Raw genomic sequence first — 21063 nt, 5'->3', positions numbered from 1 at the left:
CCGTCGGGGCCCATCGAGCCGGCCCAGATGGCCGGCGGCGTGCTGGCATGCCTGCCGGCGCGTGGATGATAGACTGGGGAGGCCGCGAAGCGCGGCGTGGCCTCCCGCATTTTCCGCGGCGATAGGCGCAATGCTTGCGGGCCGCCGAAATCCAGCCAATTCAATTTGCGAGATCATCTACTCGGATCAGCACGCGCACACCGACTGATTTTTTTCGCGGTTAGGCAAGCAAGGCCTTCATTGCGTCAGCCTCGTTGACCAAGATCAGGCTTCGCAGTCGACCAAGCATGTCCTTACCGTTCGCCACATCAATGCTTGCCGTTTCGAGAATAGTGTCGTGGCCAGTGATACGGTTCCGAGCGAGAACGAGCTCTCGGCTACCCAGGCCCGAATGATGAGGATAAAGGAGGGTTAGACGTGGCGCGCCATAGAGCTGCGCATAGGCCATCATCTGATAGACGTCGCCCTGTGAAACCCCTTGCTTCGGATCATCGATCCGGGAGGATATCCGCTTCCACTTGGTGTCGATCACATGGACCACGGCACCCCCACGTCGGATCAGAATATCTGGTTTAGTCTGGAAAAGACCGCGCTCCGTCATTTCAGCCGACAAGCAGAAGATACGCCCGCCCTGCAGAGAGACAGTCATGTCCGTCCCAGCCAACGCGCGCGCAATCAGGCGTCCAACATACTCCTCGAACAATGTGTTCATCTCGAAGAGCAGTGCGGTGCCACGGCCAGCACCGCCTGTTGTTGTCTGATACCGGCCCTCCAAGAAAAGCCGCGCCATACTCAGCAGCTCCTGCCAGCGGCGATTGGTTCTGTCGATTACCACGTCATCCCATCGCAACGCTGCGGGATCGATGTCTGCGATGTCTGCGTAGACGAAAGCCAGTTCGCGAAGGCGCTGCTGATTTGTCGTACTCCGTGAGGTACGAGACAAAGACCTAACTGCAGCCTTCATGATCCGATTTAACGCCATGTCCTCCGAAAGGAGATCAAATCGGCATGCGAGACGAGACGCATTCACAGCATTGCGTGTAAATTGCCGAACGACGTCCAACGTGCCCCGCAGCGCGGGTAGATCGTCCTCGTGCTCGATGTAGCGACGTGGCATTCCTTTCCGGACGGCTTCGGTGAGCTTGTCGCAAAAGATACGGATCAAGATTTCGAGCAGGGTCTCCCGTTGCCAGGCCAAGTCTGTTACGGACCCGAGATCCAGCTTAAGATTCAAGGCAACGGCAAGCATGTGAATTAGCCGTTTCCGGATTGCCGCATTCCGGTTTTCGACTGACTCGTCGGGCGCGACTTCGATCTTGGGCAGGATCTCCAGGCTGCAGTCCCCGGCCGCCAAGATACCGACGACCCCCCGCGCCCGCAGGGCATGCCGGCCATGCTCTAGCACGCCGTTGCCACCTCTCCCCGAAAACGGCGACTGTTGTGCCAAGGCCGCCAGCCGATCCGCCAAATGTCCAGGAATCTGCCCGTCACCGTCACCATATGTGAGCTTGTCCCATTCACGGACGGTATAGGGTTTCATCAGGCTTCGAACTCCGAGAAGTCAAATTCAGCCTTCACGCTCCAGCGCAGCTTGTCGCCGTTCAGATCGTCCTCAGACATACCTTTCGGCGGCGGCAGACTGATGGCTTCAAGGAAGTGTCTCCTGGTCGTCGCCGGCCCGTCGCCCAATACCGCGGCCACCTTGGACCAATCGTCATAGAAGTACTCTGCCAAAAGCGGGATGACCTTGTGGCGCATCACGTCCTCGACGTCTGACCGTCTACGGCATCCCGTGAAGTATGCATGCCCGATCTGATGCTCTCGGTCGAACAGATACTCGATACGTTCATTGATCGTGAAAAGAAGCTTCCTGAGATTGATGCCGCCAACATTCTCTGAAAGCACTTTCGGATCGGGCATCAACTCTTGGAAACTGAAGCGACGGCGCAATGCGGTGTCGAGCAGAGCAATGGAACGGTCCGCTGCGTTCATCGTACCAATGATGTGCAGATTGGAAGGCACACCAAACGGCTTTTTCGAATATGGGAGCTGAACGCGCACTTCGTTCTGTGCCCCTAAACGCTTGTCCTGCTCCAGCAGGGTGATCAGCTCGCCGAAAACCTTGGAAATGTTGGCGCGGTTGATCTCGTCGATGATTAGAACGTATTGGTTGGACGATTTCTCAGGACCATTACTAGCCCGATTTTCAGCACTCACGTTATCAATTGGCATCCCACCATCCGGTCTAGACGTTGCACTTACCTGTGCCTTGGGAACAAGCCAGCCCTGCGCCGGATGACTTGCCCAGTTGGGCATATTGTGGCTTTCCCATCCCCCTGTCGGTTCAATTGCAGCCATCTTCCCCGCCTTCACAAGAGCGTCACGGTACTGGTTCAGTGCGAACCCATGCGGATACCTCTTAACCAACTGCTTCGCGACGTCTTGTGCCAGATGCCTGAACGTACCGGCGCGAACCGGTGGCAATTTTCCGATTGTGAAGAGATCTCCTTCTGGTTCCTCGTCCAAATCCAACTTATCCAGATCAACCAACGGCACTAGATCGCCGCCATCATCTGAAAAAGCCTGCTCATCGGAAGAGCCTGAGCCGTCGAGGAAGGGAAGCTCTGTGCCCTCGTACCCCGCAGGCGTCGTTGACTGCGCCTTCTTTCCAAAGGTAATTGCTTCCAACGTATCCCAGTCGATTTTGTCGGGCGCCAACTGATACATTGGCTGAAACGCACTAAAAGTCTGAGGGTAGAACGACGACCTATCTGCCCCTCTCTCGTCGCCCCAAATCCAATCAACTTTTCGGGTATGCTGTCGATCACCTACATGCGGATGAAATTCATAGTCACCAGAGATGCGTCCCAACGCGACAATACGGTTCTTCCCCACAGTGAGCAGGACATAACTTCCGACGTCGACTGCGCCTCTGAAATACCAAGTACCGCTTATGTCTGCCGATCGGCCGTCAGTTCCTGGATTGCTTTCCAACCAGAGTTGCTTGATCGCTTGGAAGTCCTCGAATTCTGGCGCTGACCAATCAATGCCCGCGCCAAAACCCCATGATATTTGATGCTGCTTCATGGCTGACGCGAGCTGATCCCGCCAGTCAGAGCCGATGAGGCTGAGTTTGAAGAGACCTTGGCTCCGGTCGAGATGTCGAGCGTGATCGTAATCTCCTTGGTCCAGACGTGCGCGTTCACTGATACGTTTGAAAATTCCGTCGTGAGGCTTCAAATCAAAGCCCCCTCCGGATCGGATTTCTTCAGGCGTGTTCGTCTCACCTTCTCCGGTACTCGGCCGAAGGCCTTCAACAAACTCTTCGTAAGAAAACGACTGATGGAAGGTCGTAAATTCGATCCTACCATCATTCACAAGACGTCGATACTCGGCCATCAGAACGTCTCGGTTGTTCTCAAGTTCTGCGGCAACGTCGTTACCCAAACAGAGCCGCACCGCCTCCCAAGCCGTCGCATAGGTCTTCCCGGTTCCGGGCGGGCCGTAGAGGATCAGGTTAGTAGCGGAGAACGCTTTGGTAGAGGTTGCTTCTGTCACGGTATTTGGCTCCGCTTTTGATCCAAGCTGGTAGGTAAATGTGGTCGAGCTACTGGGATTGGGTTCGGTGGACGTTGGGGCTGGGACCTTGGCCAAGTGCTGGAACTTGTCTCCGCCGAGCACCTGACAAATGTTTGGAAACGCGTCTCTGAGCCCCATGGCTTGGGCGAGATCGCCGGCGCGTATTGCCACACTGGATGCCCCGCGCTCGCGAGCCGGCTCGATAAAATAGTTCAGCGCACAGACTCGAATACGGTCCGCATCACGTAAAAGGTGCTCGGCTTCCTCGGGCGGTGTGGCCGGCTTGTCGTCTCGATCCACGACAATGAAGCCCGCATTGTGCATTCGTGCGGCCGCGTCGGCTTTCTGTCCCCAACCGCCATTCAGATCGGTCTTGTTCAGGATGTAGCCAACAAGTGGCTTGGTTGGGTAGACACGGTTTTGGCGCTCCCGCGTCGAACGCACCCAATAATCGCGAGGTTCTCCGAACGCGTTGAAAATGTCACCGTGCTCACCACTGACACGGTAACTGTCGTAGGCGTCCATTGCGGCTTCAACGGTGCCGCGGTTGAACAATTCATCCAAAGTTGCGTCGCCATCATCCTTGTAGTTGTGCACCACCCACAAAGCGCTCTGAACGTCGATCATGTCACGCGGCGCTAACCCACGTTGTTCGAAGGCTTTCCGAACTGCCCTCATGAACCTGAGTTCATCCAAGTAGGTATCGGCCATCGATTCATGCGCAGGAAAACGCGTCCCGATGGCCTCTCGCCACAGATCCTGCCTTACTGAATGCCTGATATAGACCCCTTCGTCAGGCCAAAGATGCAAGAACAGGAACTCTCCAATCTGACGAGCCGCGTCGTCAGAACCCTTTGGCACTGCGTCTCGCCAAGCCGACGCGAACGCTGCCAAAGCTGCGGGATGGCCATCTGTCGGCCCGAGCGCAGCTTGGGCAAGCGCGCCGAGGGCTGGATCCAATTGCGAGCGATCAGCATCGCTTCCTCGCGTCAATGGAAGATATGTGCGCCAATCGAGAAGGTTGCTGTCGGATGCGGCGGCCAAGATCGCCTGGGCAACCGCTTGATCGTCTGCGGCGCCCTCTAACGCTGCGCGTAAATTTGCCACGGTCTTCAGTTTATAGTCGCGTTCGCGATCGTCAAAATCCGGGTCGGGAGTGTCGAAACGATCAAGGTTTGGGAAAAACCTTCGCAAACTTGCAATCCAGCGCTCAACCGCTGCTGGATCGAGCACCAACTCCGCGCCGGATTTCACTAAGAGTTCTAGCAATCGCTTCAGATCCCCAGCGTCGTCAATGCGTAGCACAACGCAGTCAGCCTCACCAAAGGCCCATTCACGACTTAATGCTGAATGCCGCCCGCCATCTTTCATGCCCTTTTGGTATGGCCGCAACTCGCAGGAAAAGCCGGCTTGCTCCAGGTAAGATTGCCATTTCTGGGACAGAAAGACATTCCGCGCCGGACTCTGAATTTCCCACAAGAGGCGCTCCGACGGACCGAACTTGAAGGATACCATCTTCTTGGTAACGCCTTGTCCAGGGCGCAAATTCGATCCGCGTATTACTTCGAAAAGCGCGCGGCGAAGAGGTAGGGACTGCTCTCCTTCATTCTCTGCAATTCGCGCTTCGAATTCACTCCACATTCATTCTTCTCCAAGCTTTCGTAGCGCGCACAATGTGTTGACCAGCCGCATCTGCTCCACGCTCTCGCATTTAGCTTCGCGCAGACGCGGAGCCCCGAAAACCAGGGCCAAACCTTTTGCCCGCGACACGGCCACGTTGATGCGATTGAGCGAAAACAGAAACTCCATGCCACGCGATGTCTCCTCCGCAGAGGATGCCGTCATGGAGACGAGGCATACAGGTGCTTCCTGGCCCTGAAATTTGTCCACCGTGCCTACCCGGATCGCCTCAGGCAAGGCCTCGCGTAGCGCGTTAACCTGAGCGTTGTAGGGCGCGACGACGATGATATCAGACTGACGAATGGGGCGCGTCACGCCGTCCTTCTCCGTCCAAGCGCCAGTCAGTAGTTCCTCGACGGCAGCTTGGATCGCCTCGACTTCTTCCAATGCAACCTGTGCGTTCCCTTCATGTGCCACCGGCACCCAATAGGCGCCGGCTTCCGGAAAATTCGTGCCGGTCACCGCCTGGCGGGCAGTATCAGGGTGACTCTCGAGACGACCCTCATAGACCTGATCCGAAATGAAGCGATTAACCTGCGGATGCATGCGCCGTGTCGCGCCGAGGAAAATGCCGCGATCCGGCGGAATGGTGGCGTGATCACCCAACATCCATTCCAGGCAGGACAGGTTCGCAGGCGCCGGATGCGCGCCCTGGATCACCTGCGGCAACTGGCGCGGGTCGCCCACCAGCACGATGTTGCGCGCGGCCCGGCCCATGGCCGCCATGTTGGCCAGCCCCACCTGGCCTGCCTCGTCCACGAACAGCCAGTCGAAGGCTTGAGTGTTCTCTTCGCGGGAAAAGAAGAATGCCGTGCCGCCCACCACCTGACCACCTGACGCTGCTTCCGCGTTGTCATTGGTGCGGCGGATCGGGCAGTCCTGAGGATAACCATCCTCTTCGCCCGACACCTTGTGGATGAGGTCCAGGTCAATCGGAAGATCCACGTCCTCCAGTGCCTTCAGACACCCGATCAAGACGTTGCGAATGGCTTCATGGGAATTCGAGGCCACGCCCACCCGTTTTCCCTCTCGGACAAGCGACAGAATTGCACGCGCTGTGACATGGGTCTTGCCGGTCCCAGGAGGGCCCTGAATGGGCATCACAGTTTCATCCATTCGCCCGACTGCCGCGATGGTGCCTGCGACCACGTCACCCTCCGGCAGAATGGGGCCCGCGCCCGTCAGCCGCGGGGCCGAGCGGGAGAGAAGATCATCAACGGCGCGGTAGCTCCGAGGACCACATTGGTCATCGATCACGTCGCGCAGGGCGGACGCGATCACGTCGGCATTGATCGGCTTGTCAGGATGAAGTGTCAGGCGGTCCGCCAGGAGATCAGCCCGTGCGGCCCCAATCTTCAGCGTAATTGTTCGCCCCGTCCGGTCAAATGCCTCGATATTCACCGAGGTGAAGCCCTCGGGCGTCGGAATGCTGGCCTTCTTGCCGCCGCGCAATTTGCTTTCCTGTGTCGGAAAGCGGTAGCTGCGCTGCACTGAGCGCTTGATCGGCTCGGCGGGCCCCGTCGCAACGAGTCCACCCAAGGCATCGAGATCATCGATCAGATCCTCATCATCCTTGCCAAGACTGTCAAAGATCGCCCACCAGGCCGGTTTGGCCTCGCGCTTGTGAAACATCCCGAGGTCAAACAGCATCGACTGCCTATCCTCTGAGAGGTCTGACGCCGCAAGCTGTGATCGTAAAGCCCGGGCCTCGATATCCTCTTCACTTTCCTTCGCATCCGCAGGTTCAATGAGCTGCGGCCAAGGACCTTCGGGGCGGACTTCAACCAACCAGTCGCGGAGGCGTTCCGTCGAGACACAGTCGATGCGATTGTAGTCCTCGATCTCGTCGAGGATCTGCTGCTCGCCGGTTTCTCGCCAGTGTTCATAAGCCACGACCGAACCGCCAGCCGTCTTGACCTCACCCTGGCGTTCAAGCCCATAGAAGGCCTCCAGCGACTTGATCGAATAATTGGGCTCGGAGCAGATCAGGCTGCCGCGCACAACAGCATAGAGATCCACGAAGCGGCGCTCCCGAAGCATCCGGTCCAGAAACGCCTCACCGATCCCGTATTTCGCGGTCAGGCGGCGCAGGGCGGTGATTTCGTAGGGGGCGTAGTGATAGATCCGCGCCTGCGGGAAACTTGCGAGCCGGTCCCGGAAGAAGTCGAGCAGTTCCGACAGGGCCCGCGCCTCTGCCTTGTGGTCATGCGCCCAAAAGGCACGAAAGCCTCCATCGAACCAGACGCCATGCAGGTATTCGAGCCCGCCTTCGTAATGGGGGTCCCCCTCGATGTCATAAAAGAGGTCACCAAGCTGCGGCGCCGGCAGCAGATCAAATCCCTTCCCGAATTGGGGCGGACGCAGCTCATAGTGGGGTGCCCCTACCTTCCGGGCATTTTGGAGCCGAGCCTGCGTGCGCAGTTTTTCCAGGGTCTCATTCGCCATGCCGCGAATTGGGCCTGCATGCGTCGCCAGCCCCGCCATCGTGGAGATCCCGGCGGCTTCCAGCTTCTTGACCTGCCCCTTGGCGATGTTCGCCACGTTGAAGAGACTGTCCTCGGCATCCCAGACACTGCTGCAGTGATCCGCCCACCGACACAGAGCGCAATCGGAACAAGGTATAGGCCGCGTCGTCGCGGGTTCAGCCACAAAGGCCTCAAGTCTAGCGCGAGCGGCCCGCGCGTAATGGGCATAGTCCGCCAGCCGCAGGGTCGCCCTCTCGCCTGTCCCCAACTCGACATGGGCAAATTCGGGTGCCACGCCTTGTATCTCGGTCAGAAGGTCGGAGTAGAGCACCAGTTGCAGCACATGTTTCGGGTGAGGCTGGCGCTTGAGCTTGGTATCGGCCACCTCATAGCTGAACGGACCCAGAGCCGAGGGGCGCTCGACCCGCTCCAGAAAGTCTGACCATCCGCCCCAGTTGCCCGCAAGAAACGCGCCCTGGAACACCACCTCGGCCCCTGTCGCAAGTGCGGCGCGAGTTTCTTCTGCGTTGATAGCCAGATCACCCCGATCGATCTCGATGACATGCCGACCGGATGCCTTCAGCTTCGCCAAATGCGCCGCCTCATGTGCATCCCCCTGCTTCTGCAGCAGGGCAGCATCTTCGGTGTCTTGACCGGGCTCAGGCCCTTCGCCACGCACGCTCAACCGATCAAGCCAGGTTGCGTGAGCGCAGCCCATGAACCGCATCAGATCCGTCGCTGAGAATAGGATATTGCCGCCTAATGCCCGCATGGGTTCCTACAATTAAAAAGGAGCGCAACTCAAAGCGGAATCGTCTCCGAGTTGCACCTTGTTCAATAACCCAGATGGGTGTCAACAACTGTCACGCACAACACTGCGCGGCAACGGAATACGACGAAGCATTACCCCGATTTCTTCGTGATGCTAGGTGCTTAGAGATCACGCCTCTAGCTTGCACGCACGATCCGCAGGCTTTTCGGCGCGATCAACGAAGGGGCCTTGCCTTTCGCCCCCATCCGAAGTGAGAACCCGCGCTCGATCAGCGCCACCGCCTCGTCCAGCGTCTTCACATAGGTCGCATGTTCCGCATGGTGCCTGTGCTTGCCATGCGCCGGATCGGCAAGTTGATAGCCCTTGCTGGTGACGACCGGTTCCTCCACGCCGCCGCTCCGGGAGGAGATCCGTTCAATCCTGATGACACTTCCGCTCATGTTGCTGTTCCTTCTGCCAAGTTGGTGCGCCCCGCCGAACCCAAGGAACTCGTGCTGAAATCACCTGCTAAGGGAATCACTCGACAGGGCGCAGGAACCTTCCTAGCCTGCGAGGGTGTCAAACTCTGACAGGCTCGCTCGGTGCGCTTATGTCTTTCGCGAAAGCCCAGGATCTGATCCGCCTCGCTCAAATGGCAGCGGCGCGGCGGTATGGCATAAGCCTTGAAGACATTTGCGCCGAGTTCGACGTTTCGCACCGAACAGCACAGCGCATGACCGACGCTCTTGAAGAGACGTTCGGCAACGTCACTGCGGAAGACGGTGAGGATAGAAAACGTCGCTGGCGCCTCTCCGATCCGCACCTCGATCGGCTTCAGCTGCGCCAAGAGACCGGGATCGAGGCGCTGGAGATCGCGGCGCGCGGCGCCGAGGCCGATGGACGTCTTCGACACGCGCAAGCTCTCACCGATCTTCGTGACGGGCTACTCGCCAGGCTGTCCTCACGCAGCGCAGCCCGGGTCGAAGCCGATGCCGAAGCGGTTCTGACGGCAATGGGCCAAGTGACACGACCCGGTCCACGCGTCAGCGTTTCCCCTGACATTCTCGACGCGATCATCGAGGCGTTGCGCGGCCCCTTCCGCCTGCGCGTTCTTTACAATGCAGACACGACGTCGCGCATCCTCGAACCTCATGGCGTCCTCCTGGGCCATCGCACCTATCTTGCTGCCCGTGATCCCGCCAAGGCCGATGAGGTTCGGAACTTCCGGATCGATCTCATTCGCGAGGCAACAACGCTCGACGAAAGCTTTGCGCTGAAGGAAGGGTTCACCATTGCGGACTATGCCGCGCAGTCCTTCGGCGTCTGGCAAGACCCGGAACAATATGGAGAGGTCATTTGGCGTTTTGCGCCCGAGGCGGCGCAGCGAGCGGCGGGCTTCAGATTTCACCCAAATCAGATTCTCGAGCCGCAAACAGATGGCAGTTTGGTCATCCGCTTTCACGCCGCCGGTTGGCTCGAGATGACCTGGCATCTCTACCAATGGGGTGACAAGGTCGAGGTTATCGCGCCCAATGCACTGCGCGCCATGGTTGAAGGCTATCGCCGTTCCGACTTCGGTGCGATGCCATGAGAGAGATTTCCAGCGGAGGAGCTCGATGAACGACAGCCTGAGTTTCAGCAACCTGAAAAACAAGCAGCGCGCTATTCGCGCTGGGTTCCCTGAAACGATGGGCTTGCGCGTCCACCGAGCGATTAGCTGGGTCGGAAGGTCAGAAGCCTGCGACGGGGATGAAGATGCACGGTTCTTGTTTCTCTGGATCGCCTTCAATGCGGCCTATGCCGACGAGCGTGAATTCCAAAGCATCGCTCCTGGCGAGCGCGCGGCGTTTCTCGATTTCTTCGGCAAACTCGTCGCGCTGGATCATGAGAAGCGGATCTACAAGGCTCTGTGGCAGCGGTTCACTGGTCCCGTAAGGCTGCTTATGGAAAATCGCTACGTCTTCAATCCGTTCTGGCAATACCACAACGGCATCGACGGCTACGAGGATTGGGAAGCGCGCTTCAAAGCATCAGCCAAGTCCTTCACTCAGGCGTTTCAGGCTGGAGACACGGCTCGCGTGCTGAGCTTCGTCTTCGACCGCCTGTATGTGCTGCGCAATCAACTCGTGCATGGCGGCTCGACCTGGAACAGTGGAGTGAACCGAACGCAGGTCCGTGACGGCGCGGCCATCCTGGCCTTTCTGCTACCCGTATTCGTCGATTTGATGATGGAGAATCCTGAACAGGAGTGGGGAAAGCCCTTCTATCCAGTCGTGCAGTAGGATCTTCTGGTGGCCGTCATTTTCGCGATGCCAATAATACTCAACCCTTTGCCCCAACAGTGACAAAAAGCTCTTCAATCATAAAATTCGTACCTCCCCTTGGATCGCATACGGGCTTGTTGACCTGGCTACTTTGGCTTGGCGATGATCCGCGATCGCCTCACAATGGAAAACCCATTTGGATTACCGCTCGTAATGCATGAACCCTCCATGAAATTCCTTGAGCGGTGCGTTTCGGTCGACCTTGAAGTGGACCCGCGAACCGCTCGGATCTTTGCGTTTGCGGGGGTTCGGCGCGGAGAAACACCTCCGATCCTGTCCCGCAAAGGCGATTTGGAGGATGCACTGGATCGGTTGGAAGCGGCGCTAGCCGACGCTGATCATCTGATCGGACACAACATCCTGCGCCATGATCTTCCTCATCTCGCGGCTGTACGCCCTCGTCTGGCGAAACTGGTCACCGCCCCGATCGACACCCTGTGGCTGAACCCGCTGGCCTTTCCGCGCAATCCCTACCACCACCTCGTCAAACACTATCAGGATGGCCGCCTCCAGGCGGGGCATGTGAACAACCCAGAACTCGATGCGCGTCTGGTGTTTCAGGTGCTGGAAAACCAACTCCAAGCCTTCCGCGAACTCAATTCCGCGGAACCCGATGCGCTGGTGGCCTATCATTATCTTGCAACACGACAGGAGGCGTCGGCCGGATTTGATGCCGTGTTCGACCACATCCGAGCGGCCCCTGTTGCCTCGGCAGGGGATGCGGAAAGCGCGATCCGGCGTCTTCTATCTGGACGAGCCTGCGAACGGCGCACTGAACAGACTTTGGGGCGGCTAACGAGTCCGCAATTGGGTTGGCCGATGGCCTATGCTCTGTCCTGGATTTCGGTGGCCGGCGGGGAGTCCGTCATGCCGCCCTGGGTGCGCATGCAGTTTCGTGAAGCATCGCTGATCGTACGCCATCTGCGCGACACCGCCTGCGACAGCCCGGATTGCGCTTGGTGCCGCGAGAAGAATGATCCCAACCGCGCGCTCTCTCGCTGGTTTGGATTTGACGCATTCCGGCCCCAGCCGGTGGATGACATGGGTCGGCCTTTGCAGGAGCGGATCGTCGACGAGGCGATGCATGGGCAAAGCATCCTTGGCATTCTCCCTACCGGCACTGGGAAGTCGGTCTGCTACCAGATCCCGGCCCTGTCAAAATTCGACAAAACCGGAGCGCTGACAGTAGTTATCTCGCCTCTCGTGGCGCTGATGGCTGATCAGGTGCAGGGGATGGCTCGAGCAGGGATTTCCTCTGCGGTCACGGTCAATGGCATGCTCTCACTACCCGAACGGCAGGATGCGCTGGACAGGGTTCGCATGGGCGAAGCCGCGATGCTGCTGATCTCGCCAGAACAGTTACGCAGTGTCTCGGTCCGTTCGGTCCTGGCTCAGCGCGAGGTCGGGTTCTGGGTGCTGGACGAGGCACACTGTATCTCAAAATGGGGGCACGACTTCCGGCCGGACTATCGCTATGTCGGGCGCTTCATAAAGGAGTTCTCGGGCGACGAGCCTCCGGCGCCTGTCTTGTGCCTGACCGCCACCGCCAAGCCCGAAGTTGTCCGCGACATCCGGGAACATTTCAAGTCGCGGCTCGGGGTCGAACTCCTGCTGCTCGATGGCGGCGCGGTCCGCACCAACCTCACCTTCGAGGTGCGCGAAACCCAGCGCGGGACCAAGCTTGCCGACATCCTCGACGTGATCGAAGCAAAACTGCCGCGCGAAGGTGCCTCTGGCGCCGTGGTCTATTGCGCGACACGCAGTGCGACGGAACGGGTCGCGGAGTTTCTCAAGCAGCAGGGGCTTGCGGCTGAACACTTCCACGCCGGCCTGAAACCCGATGAGAAGCGCGACATCCAGGAGCGCTTCCGCATTGGTGAGCTTCGGGTGATCGCTGCCACCAACGCTTTCGGCATGGGGATCGACAAGCCCGATATCCGGCTGGTTGTTCATGGTGACATTCCCGGCTCGCTCGAGAACTACCTCCAGGAGGCAGGCCGCGCAGGCCGCGATCGGGAACATGCCAACTGCGTCCTGCTCTTCGCAGGCGACGACGTCGAGCGCCAGTTCTCACTCTCGGCGCGCTCGAGGCTGGCGCGGCATGAGATCGGCGCGATCCTGAAGGCACTGCGCAGGCTCGACGGCAAGACCTCAAAAAACGGCGAAGTCATCGCGACCTCGGGCGAAATCGTACGCGCCGAAAGAGATTTGGAATTCGAGCGCGATAGCGCCACTGACGACACCCGCGTCAAGACAGCTGTTTCCTGGCTCGAAGAGGCAAAGCTGCTTAGCCGCGAGGAGAACCGGGTACAGGTCTTTCCGTCATCTCTGCGCGTCCAGCGGCTGGAAGAGGCCGAGACAATCCTCTCCGCGGCCAGCATCACTGGCACCCGACGCCGGCAGCTTTTGGACATCGTGCGCCACTTGATGAATGCACAGCCCGATCAAGGCATTTCCACCGACGAATTGACCGGCGTCAGCGGGTTAACCGGTGGCGGCCTAAACAAGGCACTGGCTGACCTCGAGGCGCTCGGCATCGCCCGCAACGACGTTGCGGTGACAATCTTCGTCCATGTCGGTGTCGAGGGTCAGTCCTCGCAGCGCTTGGGGCAATCGTCCCGCCTGGAAGCCGAACTGATTGCTCTGATGCGCGAGGCTGCCCCCGATGCAGAAGGCGGTGAGGCGTCGCCCTTGCATCTGGCCGAGGCTTGTCAGGCCCTGCGCGACCGGGAGCATGCCACGGCCCGCCCCGACATCGTCGAGAAGTTCCTGCGTGGCATTGCCGGGGACGGACGTGATCAGGACGGCGGGCGCGGCAACGTCCGACTGCGCAAAGTCTCGCGCAACACGCTCATGGTCGCGCTACAGCGGTCGTGGCCGGTGCTGGAACAGACTGCGGCGATCCGCAGGCAAGCCGCGGAGCTTCTTCTCAGCCATCTCACCGGCAAGGTGCCGAAAGGCACGCGCGGCAAAGACCTTCAGGTTGAAACAACGATGGGGGATCTCCTCGCCTCGCTCAATGGCGATGCCTTCCTGCGAGGTGCTGTGCAGGACATGAACAAGCTCATGGAACGCGCCCTGCTTTGGCTTCACGAGCAGGAGGTGATGACGCTCGGTAAGGGGCTGACGGTATTCCGTCCGGCAATGACAGTGCATCTACGCCCAGGTGGCGGCGGGTTCACTCAAAAGGACTTCACACCACTCGAAGAGCATTACGGCGAGCAGACGATTCAAACCCATGTGATGGCCGCCTATGCCGAAGCGGGCCTGGGCGCGATGGACCAGGCTCTACGGCTCTCCGAGGACTACTTCGTTCTCGATCGTGATGCCTTCCTGCGGCGTTGGTTGCCGGGGCGCGGCGCCGAGATCCGACGACAAACGACCGGAACCTCCTGGAAGGCGATCGTCGATGCGCTCGACAACCCGGTACAGCAGAAGATCGTCTCGGACGACCGGGAACAAACCAACGTGCTGGTGCTCGCAGGCCCCGGTTCAGGCAAAACGCGGGTTCTGGTCCACCGCATCGCCTTTCTTGTCCGGGCGCGGCGCGAGGATCCGCGTGGCATCCTGGTCCTTGCCTACAACCGACACGCGGCCGCCGAAATACGCGCGCGCCTTCGCCACCTGATCGGCGATGACGCCTGGCGCGTCACGGTTTCCACCTGCCATGCGCTGGCGATGCGATTGGTCGGTGCCAGCTTTGTCGGTGCATCAGGCGATGCCCATGATTTCGACGGCATTGTACTGGAAGCTGTACGGCAACTGAATGGTGAGGGTCTCTCGAAGCCCGAGGCCGAAGCGCAGCGCGACGCACTGATCCAGGGCTATCGATGGATCCTAGTCGACGAGTATCAGGACATCGGCCCCGAGGAATACGCGTTGATCGCCGCGGTCGCGGGGCGCTCGTTGGAGGATCCGGACCTGCAGCTGAGCCTCTTTGCTGTTGGCGACGATGACCAGAATATTTACGCTTTCGCCGGCGCCTCAATCCGCTTCATCCGCCAGTTCGAGGCAGACTACAAAGCCCGGCCCGAATTCCTGACCGAAAACTACCGCTCGAGCCGCCACATCATCGATGCCGCCAATTCTGTGATTGCACCGGCCGCAGAGCGGATGAAGACTGGCCACGACATCACCATCAATCGAAGCCGTGCGAAAGCTCCGCCGGGCGGTGCGATGACTGCGCTCGACCCGGTCGCTGCCGGGCGCGTGCAACTTCTGCAGTGCCCGCAGGGTGATGCTGTCCAAGCCTTTGCAGCCGTGGACGAGCTTATGCGACTCTCCCGGCTTGACCCGGACTGGAACTGGTCACGTGTGGCAATCATCTCGCGCGACTGGCGCCGGCTTGGGCCGGTACGTGCTTACGCCGAGGCGCAAGGTATTCCGGTTGAGATGGCAAACGAGAGCCTGCCAAACATCTGGCGTCTTCGCGAAATGCAGACGTTCGTGGCCCAGCTCCGGCGCGACCCGGCGCGCCTCCTTGGAATTCCGGATTTGTTGGAGGTCTTAAACGGGCTGGCAAGGAACCGGTGGACCGATTTGATCGCCGAAGGCATTGCGGCACTCGCGCGCGAGATCGCCGACAAACCCATGCCGGTGCCAGATCTGGTCGAGTGGTTCGCTGAATGGTCTCGAGATACGCGTGGCGAGCAGCGCGGGTTGCTACTACTCACAGCCCACAGGGCCAAGGGCCTGGAGTTCGACGACGTCATGATCTTGGACGGCGGCTGGGAGAAGCCCTCGCGCGGCGAGGATGCTGATGCCCCGCGGCGTCTCTTCTATGTTGCGATGACGCGCGCGCGCCGGAGCTTGGCGGTGATAGCTGCTGGCACGCACCCGTTCCTCATCCCGCAGCACGAGGCAGTGCTACAGCGGCAGGTCGCGCCTGACCGTGAGGCGCTGATGGGGCGCCCGCCCCACTACGTGATGCCGGATCTGAAACTGGTGGACCTATCCTGGGCTGGCCGGCTCAAAGAGGGTCATCCGGCACTCGCGGCCATCGAGACAGCTCGGGTTGGAGATCCGGTGACCCTGGCCTCGGACGGAGCGACCTGGATCATCCGCAACGCGAAGGGGCAGACACTCGGCCGCATGGCTCGTGCCTATGCGGCCCCCGAAGGCTTAGACTTTCTCCGCGGCGAGATCGGCGCCATCGTGCGCTGGAGCAAGAGCGACAACAAGGAAGAGTTCCGCAGCAGCATTCGACGCGATGAATGGGAAGCAATCCTACCTGAATTGGTCTTCGGCTGAACGGCTTCTTCCCGGCGGAAACGCACCCGCTTCAAACCCTAGGGATCGGCGCTAGTCTGCAATGCTGTGGATTTGCACGGCCTCCCCGCAGACCTCACGGGCAATATCGACGACATGCTGATGATGGGTGAGATAGATCGCCTGTCCACGCCTACCGACCCGCTCCATGACGCGGCACGCTGAGCGAGTTCGTTCCTCGTCAAAGGTCTCGAAAATGTCGTCGCAGAAGAACGGCAATGACGCGCCTTGATCGGCGAGTTGCTCATAGGCCGCAGCGCGCAAGGCGAGGTAAAGCTGAAAGCGGGTGCCTTTGGACATGTCCTGCGCCTGCTTCGCCATCCCACCGGCGTCCAGCGCCAACAGGGTTTCCGAGGCTCCGTCGATCTGGGTCTGGAGCTTTGAATAGGCACCGTTCGTCAGCTCTGCAAAAGCGGTCTCCGTGGCCTGCATCATTGCGCTGCGATGTGCGTCGCGATACCGGCGGATTGCTGTTTCAGCGAGGCGGTGGCCCAGACTTAGTTCGAGATGTCGGAGTGCCGCTTCCTGCATTTCGAGTTCCAGCGTCGCCTTTTTCTCGACCAGTAGCGCAACATCCGCATCCCCCCCAATGGCACGTAGATCGCGTTCGGCGGTGGTCCGCGCCTCGATGGCGCTCTTGTAGAGGCCCTCAACACTTTCCAAGTCGGCGCTGACCTCGTCCAGCTGAGCGCCCAAACCGGCTTGGGTCACCCCTTCCAGAACAGAACGCACCTCCTCGAGGCTCTGGAGATCGAGGAGCGACAGCAGTTCTCGTTCTAGGCCCGCGCGTTTGCCCCGATCCGCGATGACACCGGCAGCGGTGCTGACAGCCTTCCGCAGGGCTTCCAACGAGCCGGTATCAACGCCATCCGGAAACAGCACCGCCATTCCCGTGACGGCAAGATCGATGCCTTCCAGAACTTCCCTGGCGTCGACCAGCGCCTGCTCTAGACCTTTGATCCGTTCGTTCAGCTCGCGCGACATGTCTTCGGCGCTAGTCGCCGCCTCCAATAGCCCCTTCAGCGCGTCATAATCCGCAAGGGGCGCATCCGTGGCACCCGCGCCAACCTGTTCGAGCAATTTCCGCACACTCTCGGCGAACCGGGTCTGATCCTCTTCCATGGCCGACACCTGACGCACTAGCGCCACGCGCTCCTTGTCGTGCTCACGCAAATCATGGAGCGGCTGCAGAGAAGCCTCCAGAGGCTTGGCGTTCAAGTCTGCCGGCAGGGCACCTGCGAGCTGCGCCAGCCAATCACGGCGCCCGGCTGAGGCATCTTCTTCCAGACCTGCAAGCCTACCGGTCCGCTTCGTCCGGTCGCGCTTCAGCTGGTCCAGGCCTGATTTGGCGGCATGTAGCTTTTCTTGATGAGTGCGCTGCGCCGCAAGGATGGATTTCGCGTCGGCAACAAGAGCCTCGAAGTCGGGCGCGTCGCGGCGCGAGAGAGGTGCCAGTGCCGCGCTCAGCCTCTCTGCCCTTTCGAAGGTCTCACGATGGTCACCTTGAAGACGGCACAGTTCGGCCCCGGCCTGCACCGCAGTTTCAAGTTTCCTTAGCCACCCAACGAACGCCTCCGGTGAGATCGGTTCGCTGATGCCGGCCTGTTTCGCGGCGGCCGACAGACTTTCCAACGCCGCCTTTTGTTTCCCAGCCAGCGCTTTGACCTGCTTATCAGCCAAATTTACACGGGCCTCCAAGGCTGCAACATCCTGTTCGAATTGTCGCAATGTGCCGAGGTCTGCGGCCCGCGAGAGACGCAGATCCATGGCGCTGTCCACACGCGCCATCGCACCCTCGAAGTCCACTGCAGTCTCCTCCGTCAGGCTGATCCGATGCGCCTTCCACAGGTCATCGCGGCCGGCCCTGAGGTGCCCCGCCTCCTCGTCGTCGATCAGCCCGTCCATCGCTTTGATCCGGGCGATCCGCGCCTCACGCTCCGAGAGTTCTCCCTCGGCCTTCTCAAGCTCCTGGCCCGCAGCCTCATGTCGACGGGTGAAGTCTTGCACCTCGGCCAGAAGCGCTTCGGCTTCCTCCAGGACCAGAGGGCAGCTGGGAAGGTCAGCAAAGCTCTGCCCCTTGATGGTGAGTGCGTCCAAAGCGCCGCGGGCATGTCGACGCGCCGTCTTCACGGCCTCGGATGCTGCAGCATGGCGCCCGGAGAGCGCGTCGACATCAAAACGCTCAAAGACGTCCTCCAGATCGGCCGCGGAAGCCCCCTCGGCGCCAAGCGTGTCGAGCTGTCCCTTGGCCGCCTCGATCCTTTCGTCCAGCTCAGCCACCTCATCACGCTCACGCTTGACCGAACTTTCGGCCTCGCGCACCCGCTCGCGTGCCTGTTCAAGTTCGGATAGTGCGGCAGACGATAGAACCATGGCTTTGGGATCGACGCCTGCGGGCGCCTCAAGATCTCGGGCTGCAACTTGCATGTCGTCGAGAACCTCAGCAAGCGCCGTGCGGCGCCGATCCAGGTCGAGGTCGGCGGTTGCATACCGGCTCCTTAGGGCATCCAGTTCGGCGAGTTCCCGAGACAGAGCAAGATGTTCAGGATGAAGTTCAATCGCCGCCAACTCCCCCTGCAATTCGCAGAGTTCTTCACCGAGGTTCTTGGCGTCGTTCTGGGCCTTGGCTTGAGCAGTCAGCATCCGGACCAACTCTTCGGGGTCGATGTCTAGCTGCGCTGGCCAGCTGCTAAAGGGCGCCAGCTTTTCGTCGAGCTCATCGATCTCAGAGAACAAAGGCAGAGCTTTTCCCCTGGCATCCAACTGGGCCTTGGCCGCAAAGAGCGCCTTGCGGCGCTCGGAGACGTGGGCTTCATCAGCTAGAGCGTCGTCGGCCGCCTTTTTAAGCCCACGATATTGCGCGGCCGACACGTCGAGGTCCCGGATCTGCCTCTCGACCTCGGCATGTTCTTTTTTCAGAGTCGCGAGACGGGTTGTGCTCGCCCGCTTGCGATAGAGGCTGTCGGCCTCTTCCCGGACACGATCGAGCACCTCGGAAAGCTCGCTGATCCCGGCCGCCGCAGAAAACAGTAGGCGCCCAATATCACCCTTGGCCTTGGTGATCTCTTCACCGCCCTTTTCGATGGTCAGATCGTCCAGACACAGGAGGTTGCGGTAGTCATCCTCGGAAAGGCCGCTGAGATGGGCTTGCAGCGCGTTGTTGGGCAGCTCCTGGCCATGGGCGTCGCGAAGCGACGGATCGCGGGTTGGCAGCCGCGTGAAGGCCGTCTCTGTGCAGTCGATATCCAGCAGACCGGACACCCGAAGGTTTTTGCGCTGATGCAGGAAGTCATACGGCTCCCGGTGGGGGAACCCGTAGAGAAGCCGGAGATAGCCTTCCATCGTCGTGGTCTTGCCGGCTTCGTTCGGCCCGTAGATCACGTGAAAATCCGGAGTACCGGCATCGCGTCTGGGCCCGAAATCGAAGCGTTTGCCGCTGAAACCGCCAAAGAGTTCCAGGTCGAGCTGTCGAAGCCGCATCATTCCGAAGCTCCCTTCATCAAGGCAAAGAGATGCTCGGACCCGGCCTCGGCAAGCATCTTGGTCAGGGCAGAGAGCGCCGCCTCGTCCGATAGCAGCGCCGCGCGCCGGGCCGCTGGAAGCTGCGATAGCACTTCGTCGACTTCCGCCAGCGCCTGCGCCGCGAACCCGTCTTCTGAGACGATCTGCGCCATAAGGCCGCCGAGCTCTTCGGCGGCACTGGTATCGGCCGCTGTGCCGGGCGCCTCAAGCGCGAAGCTGAGTTTCTCAATCCAAAGACGTCCGGTTTCTTCGGCGATTTGCGAGACAGTTTCGCCCCAGATGTCCCGGTCACGCAGGATCTGCCAATGCCGAACCGTCCGCCCCTTGAGTGTCAACCGCAGAATGGCATCGTCATCGGGCCTCAAGCCTTCGATCGGGGCATGGAGACTGCTGCGGATCCGCTGGCGGATCTCATCATCATTCTCGGCCCCGGAAACATCGATGCTGTGACCAAAGAATGAAACGACGGAGGTGGGCACCTCTTCGACGGCAATGCCCCCTTTATCGATCGACAAGAGCGTGGCGGTTTTGGGGCCCGCCTCGCCAATATCTCGGCCCTGCGGAATCCCTGGCATGACGACCCAGGGCGCCTCGCTGTGCACCTGCCGTTTATGTACATGGCCCAGGGCCCAATAGTCGAAGCCCAGCGTGGCAAGATCGGCCACGGAACAGGGGGCGTAGTTGTCGTGCCCGGCTGCACCGGCCAAGGACGTGTGCAACATCGCAATGTTGACGGCACCCGAAACGGGTGCGCCGAACTTACCGAGAAGGCTGTCCGGAGCGTGTTTCCCGTTGAAGCTCACGCCGTGGATCCAAACATCCGCGCCTGCCAGCTGCACCTTGCCGCCCCGCCCGTCAAAGACGTGGACATTGTAGGGGAGAGCGACTTCGCCGGTGATCGGGTTTTCGGCGTCGTGATTGCCCTTGATATAGAAAACCGGAATCCCGGCCGCCCGAAGTCTTTCGAGCTGCCCTGTGAGAAAGGCCGCCGTCTTCGCGCTGCGCTGCGCCCCGTCGTAAAGGTCCCCGGTGATCAGCAGGGCGGCAACGCCCTCAGCAAGCGCCGTGTCGACGATCCGAATGAAGGCTGACCGCGTTGCGGACTGGATGCTTGCGCGCAAGGTTTCATCGCGCAGCGCCAGGGACGTCAGCGGGGAGTCTAGATGAACGTCGGCCGTGTGCAAAATCTTGATCAACCATCTTCTCCCATTAATGCCAACATACAAGTCGCGCGCGATAGCGGCTTGGCGCTCACCCTCTGCGATTTCTTTGCACCGCGCAGCACGAATCTACCCTTAGCCATAAGACCAAGTTTATGCGCAAAGGGTGTCAAATTTTGGCATGGTTGCCAGAGCGCGAGGATCAGGGAGATTGGGTTTCGAGTCTATGCTAAGCGGCATCCAGCTCCGCGCCCAATGCTGATGCGCGCGGCCAATAGACCGCACCGGTCCGCCTAGACCAAGCGGCCTTAGCC

At 60.1% G+C, this 21063-nt stretch carries 9 protein-coding genes; 3 read left to right on the top strand and 6 right to left on the bottom strand.

The features are described 5' to 3' along the window. Positions 1 to 220: 220 nt before the first annotated feature. The 4 genes from BLV97_RS17125 to BLV97_RS17105 form a co-directional block, all read right to left on the bottom strand. Positions 221 to 1540 carry an McrC family protein gene (locus tag BLV97_RS17125; RefSeq protein WP_035838515.1) on the bottom strand — a complete coding sequence of 440 codons (1320 nt, stop codon included), beginning with the start codon at positions 1538 to 1540 and terminating at the stop codon, positions 221 to 223. Further along, positions 1540 to 5220, bottom strand: a complete 3681-nt coding sequence (locus BLV97_RS21670) for an AAA family ATPase (RefSeq protein ID WP_244521057.1) — start codon at positions 5218 to 5220, stop codon at positions 1540 to 1542. The genes BLV97_RS17125 and BLV97_RS21670 overlap by 1 nt, the downstream gene beginning before the upstream one ends. After that, a complete protein-coding gene (locus BLV97_RS17110; protein ID WP_035838510.1) occupies positions 5221 to 8496 on the bottom strand; it encodes a TM0106 family RecB-like putative nuclease in 3276 nt (1091 codons plus the stop codon). A 176-nt stretch (positions 8497 to 8672) separates the two neighbouring features. Continuing rightward, positions 8673 to 8936 carry a hypothetical protein gene (locus BLV97_RS17105; RefSeq protein ID WP_035838508.1) on the bottom strand — a complete coding sequence of 88 codons (264 nt, stop codon included), beginning with the start codon at positions 8934 to 8936 and terminating at the stop codon, positions 8673 to 8675. A 149-nt stretch (positions 8937 to 9085) separates the two neighbouring features. Here BLV97_RS17105 and BLV97_RS17100 point away from each other — a divergent pair, with 149 nt between their 5' ends. From BLV97_RS17100 to BLV97_RS17090, 3 genes are all read left to right on the top strand, one after another. Then, on the top strand, positions 9086 to 10066 hold the full coding sequence (locus BLV97_RS17100; RefSeq protein WP_092164166.1) for a helix-turn-helix transcriptional regulator: 981 nt from the start codon (positions 9086 to 9088) through the stop codon (positions 10064 to 10066). A 25-nt stretch (positions 10067 to 10091) separates the two neighbouring features. Next, complete coding sequence (locus tag BLV97_RS17095; protein ID WP_035838500.1) at positions 10092 to 10757, top strand: HEPN domain-containing protein; 666 nt, start codon at positions 10092 to 10094, stop codon at positions 10755 to 10757. A 210-nt stretch (positions 10758 to 10967) separates the two neighbouring features. Beyond that, positions 10968 to 16049 (top strand): RecQ family ATP-dependent DNA helicase, encoded by a 5082-nt coding sequence (locus BLV97_RS17090; RefSeq protein WP_244521056.1) that lies wholly within the window; start codon positions 10968 to 10970, stop codon positions 16047 to 16049. A 51-nt stretch (positions 16050 to 16100) separates the two neighbouring features. Here BLV97_RS17090 and BLV97_RS17085 read toward each other — a convergent pair whose 3' ends face one another. Together BLV97_RS17085 and BLV97_RS17080 are read right to left on the bottom strand one after the other, a co-directional pair. Next, the gene (locus tag BLV97_RS17085; protein WP_092164165.1) at positions 16101 to 19550 is read right to left on the bottom strand and encodes an ATP-binding protein; all 3450 of its coding nucleotides are present in this window, start codon (positions 19548 to 19550) and stop codon (positions 16101 to 16103) included. Continuing rightward, positions 19547 to 20785 carry a metallophosphoesterase family protein gene (locus tag BLV97_RS17080; protein ID WP_092164164.1) on the bottom strand — a complete coding sequence of 413 codons (1239 nt, stop codon included), beginning with the start codon at positions 20783 to 20785 and terminating at the stop codon, positions 19547 to 19549. Before BLV97_RS17080 ends, BLV97_RS17085 begins: the two co-directional genes overlap by 4 nt. Positions 20786 to 21063: the final 278 nt, after the last annotated feature.

Origin of the sequence: Allgaiera indica (assembly GCF_900106675.1) — a bacterium.
Lineage (GTDB): Bacteria > Pseudomonadota > Alphaproteobacteria > Rhodobacterales > Rhodobacteraceae > Acidimangrovimonas > Acidimangrovimonas indica.
Note: the sequence above shows the minus strand (reverse complement) of the source record. Positions and strands in the feature narration are given on the sequence as shown.

Excerpts from the sequence above, each read along its gene's own strand:
- BLV97_RS17125 (WP_035838515.1), bottom strand. The coding sequence starts at position 1,540 with ATGAAACCCTATACCGTCCGTGAATGGGACAAGCTCACATATGGTGAC.
- BLV97_RS21670 (WP_244521057.1), bottom strand. The coding sequence starts at position 5,220 with ATGTGGAGTGAATTCGAAGCGCGAATTGCAGAGAATGAAGGAGAGCAG.
- BLV97_RS17110 (WP_035838510.1), bottom strand. The coding sequence starts at position 8,496 with ATGCGGGCATTAGGCGGCAATATCCTATTCTCAGCGACGGATCTGATG.
- BLV97_RS17105 (WP_035838508.1), bottom strand. The coding sequence starts at position 8,936 with ATGAGCGGAAGTGTCATCAGGATTGAACGGATCTCCTCCCGGAGCGGC.
- BLV97_RS17100 (WP_092164166.1), top strand. The coding sequence starts at position 9,086 with ATGTCTTTCGCGAAAGCCCAGGATCTGATCCGCCTCGCTCAAATGGCA.
- BLV97_RS17095 (WP_035838500.1), top strand. The coding sequence starts at position 10,092 with ATGAACGACAGCCTGAGTTTCAGCAACCTGAAAAACAAGCAGCGCGCT.
- BLV97_RS17090 (WP_244521056.1), top strand. The coding sequence starts at position 10,968 with ATGAAATTCCTTGAGCGGTGCGTTTCGGTCGACCTTGAAGTGGACCCG.
- BLV97_RS17085 (WP_092164165.1), bottom strand. The coding sequence starts at position 19,550 with ATGATGCGGCTTCGACAGCTCGACCTGGAACTCTTTGGCGGTTTCAGC.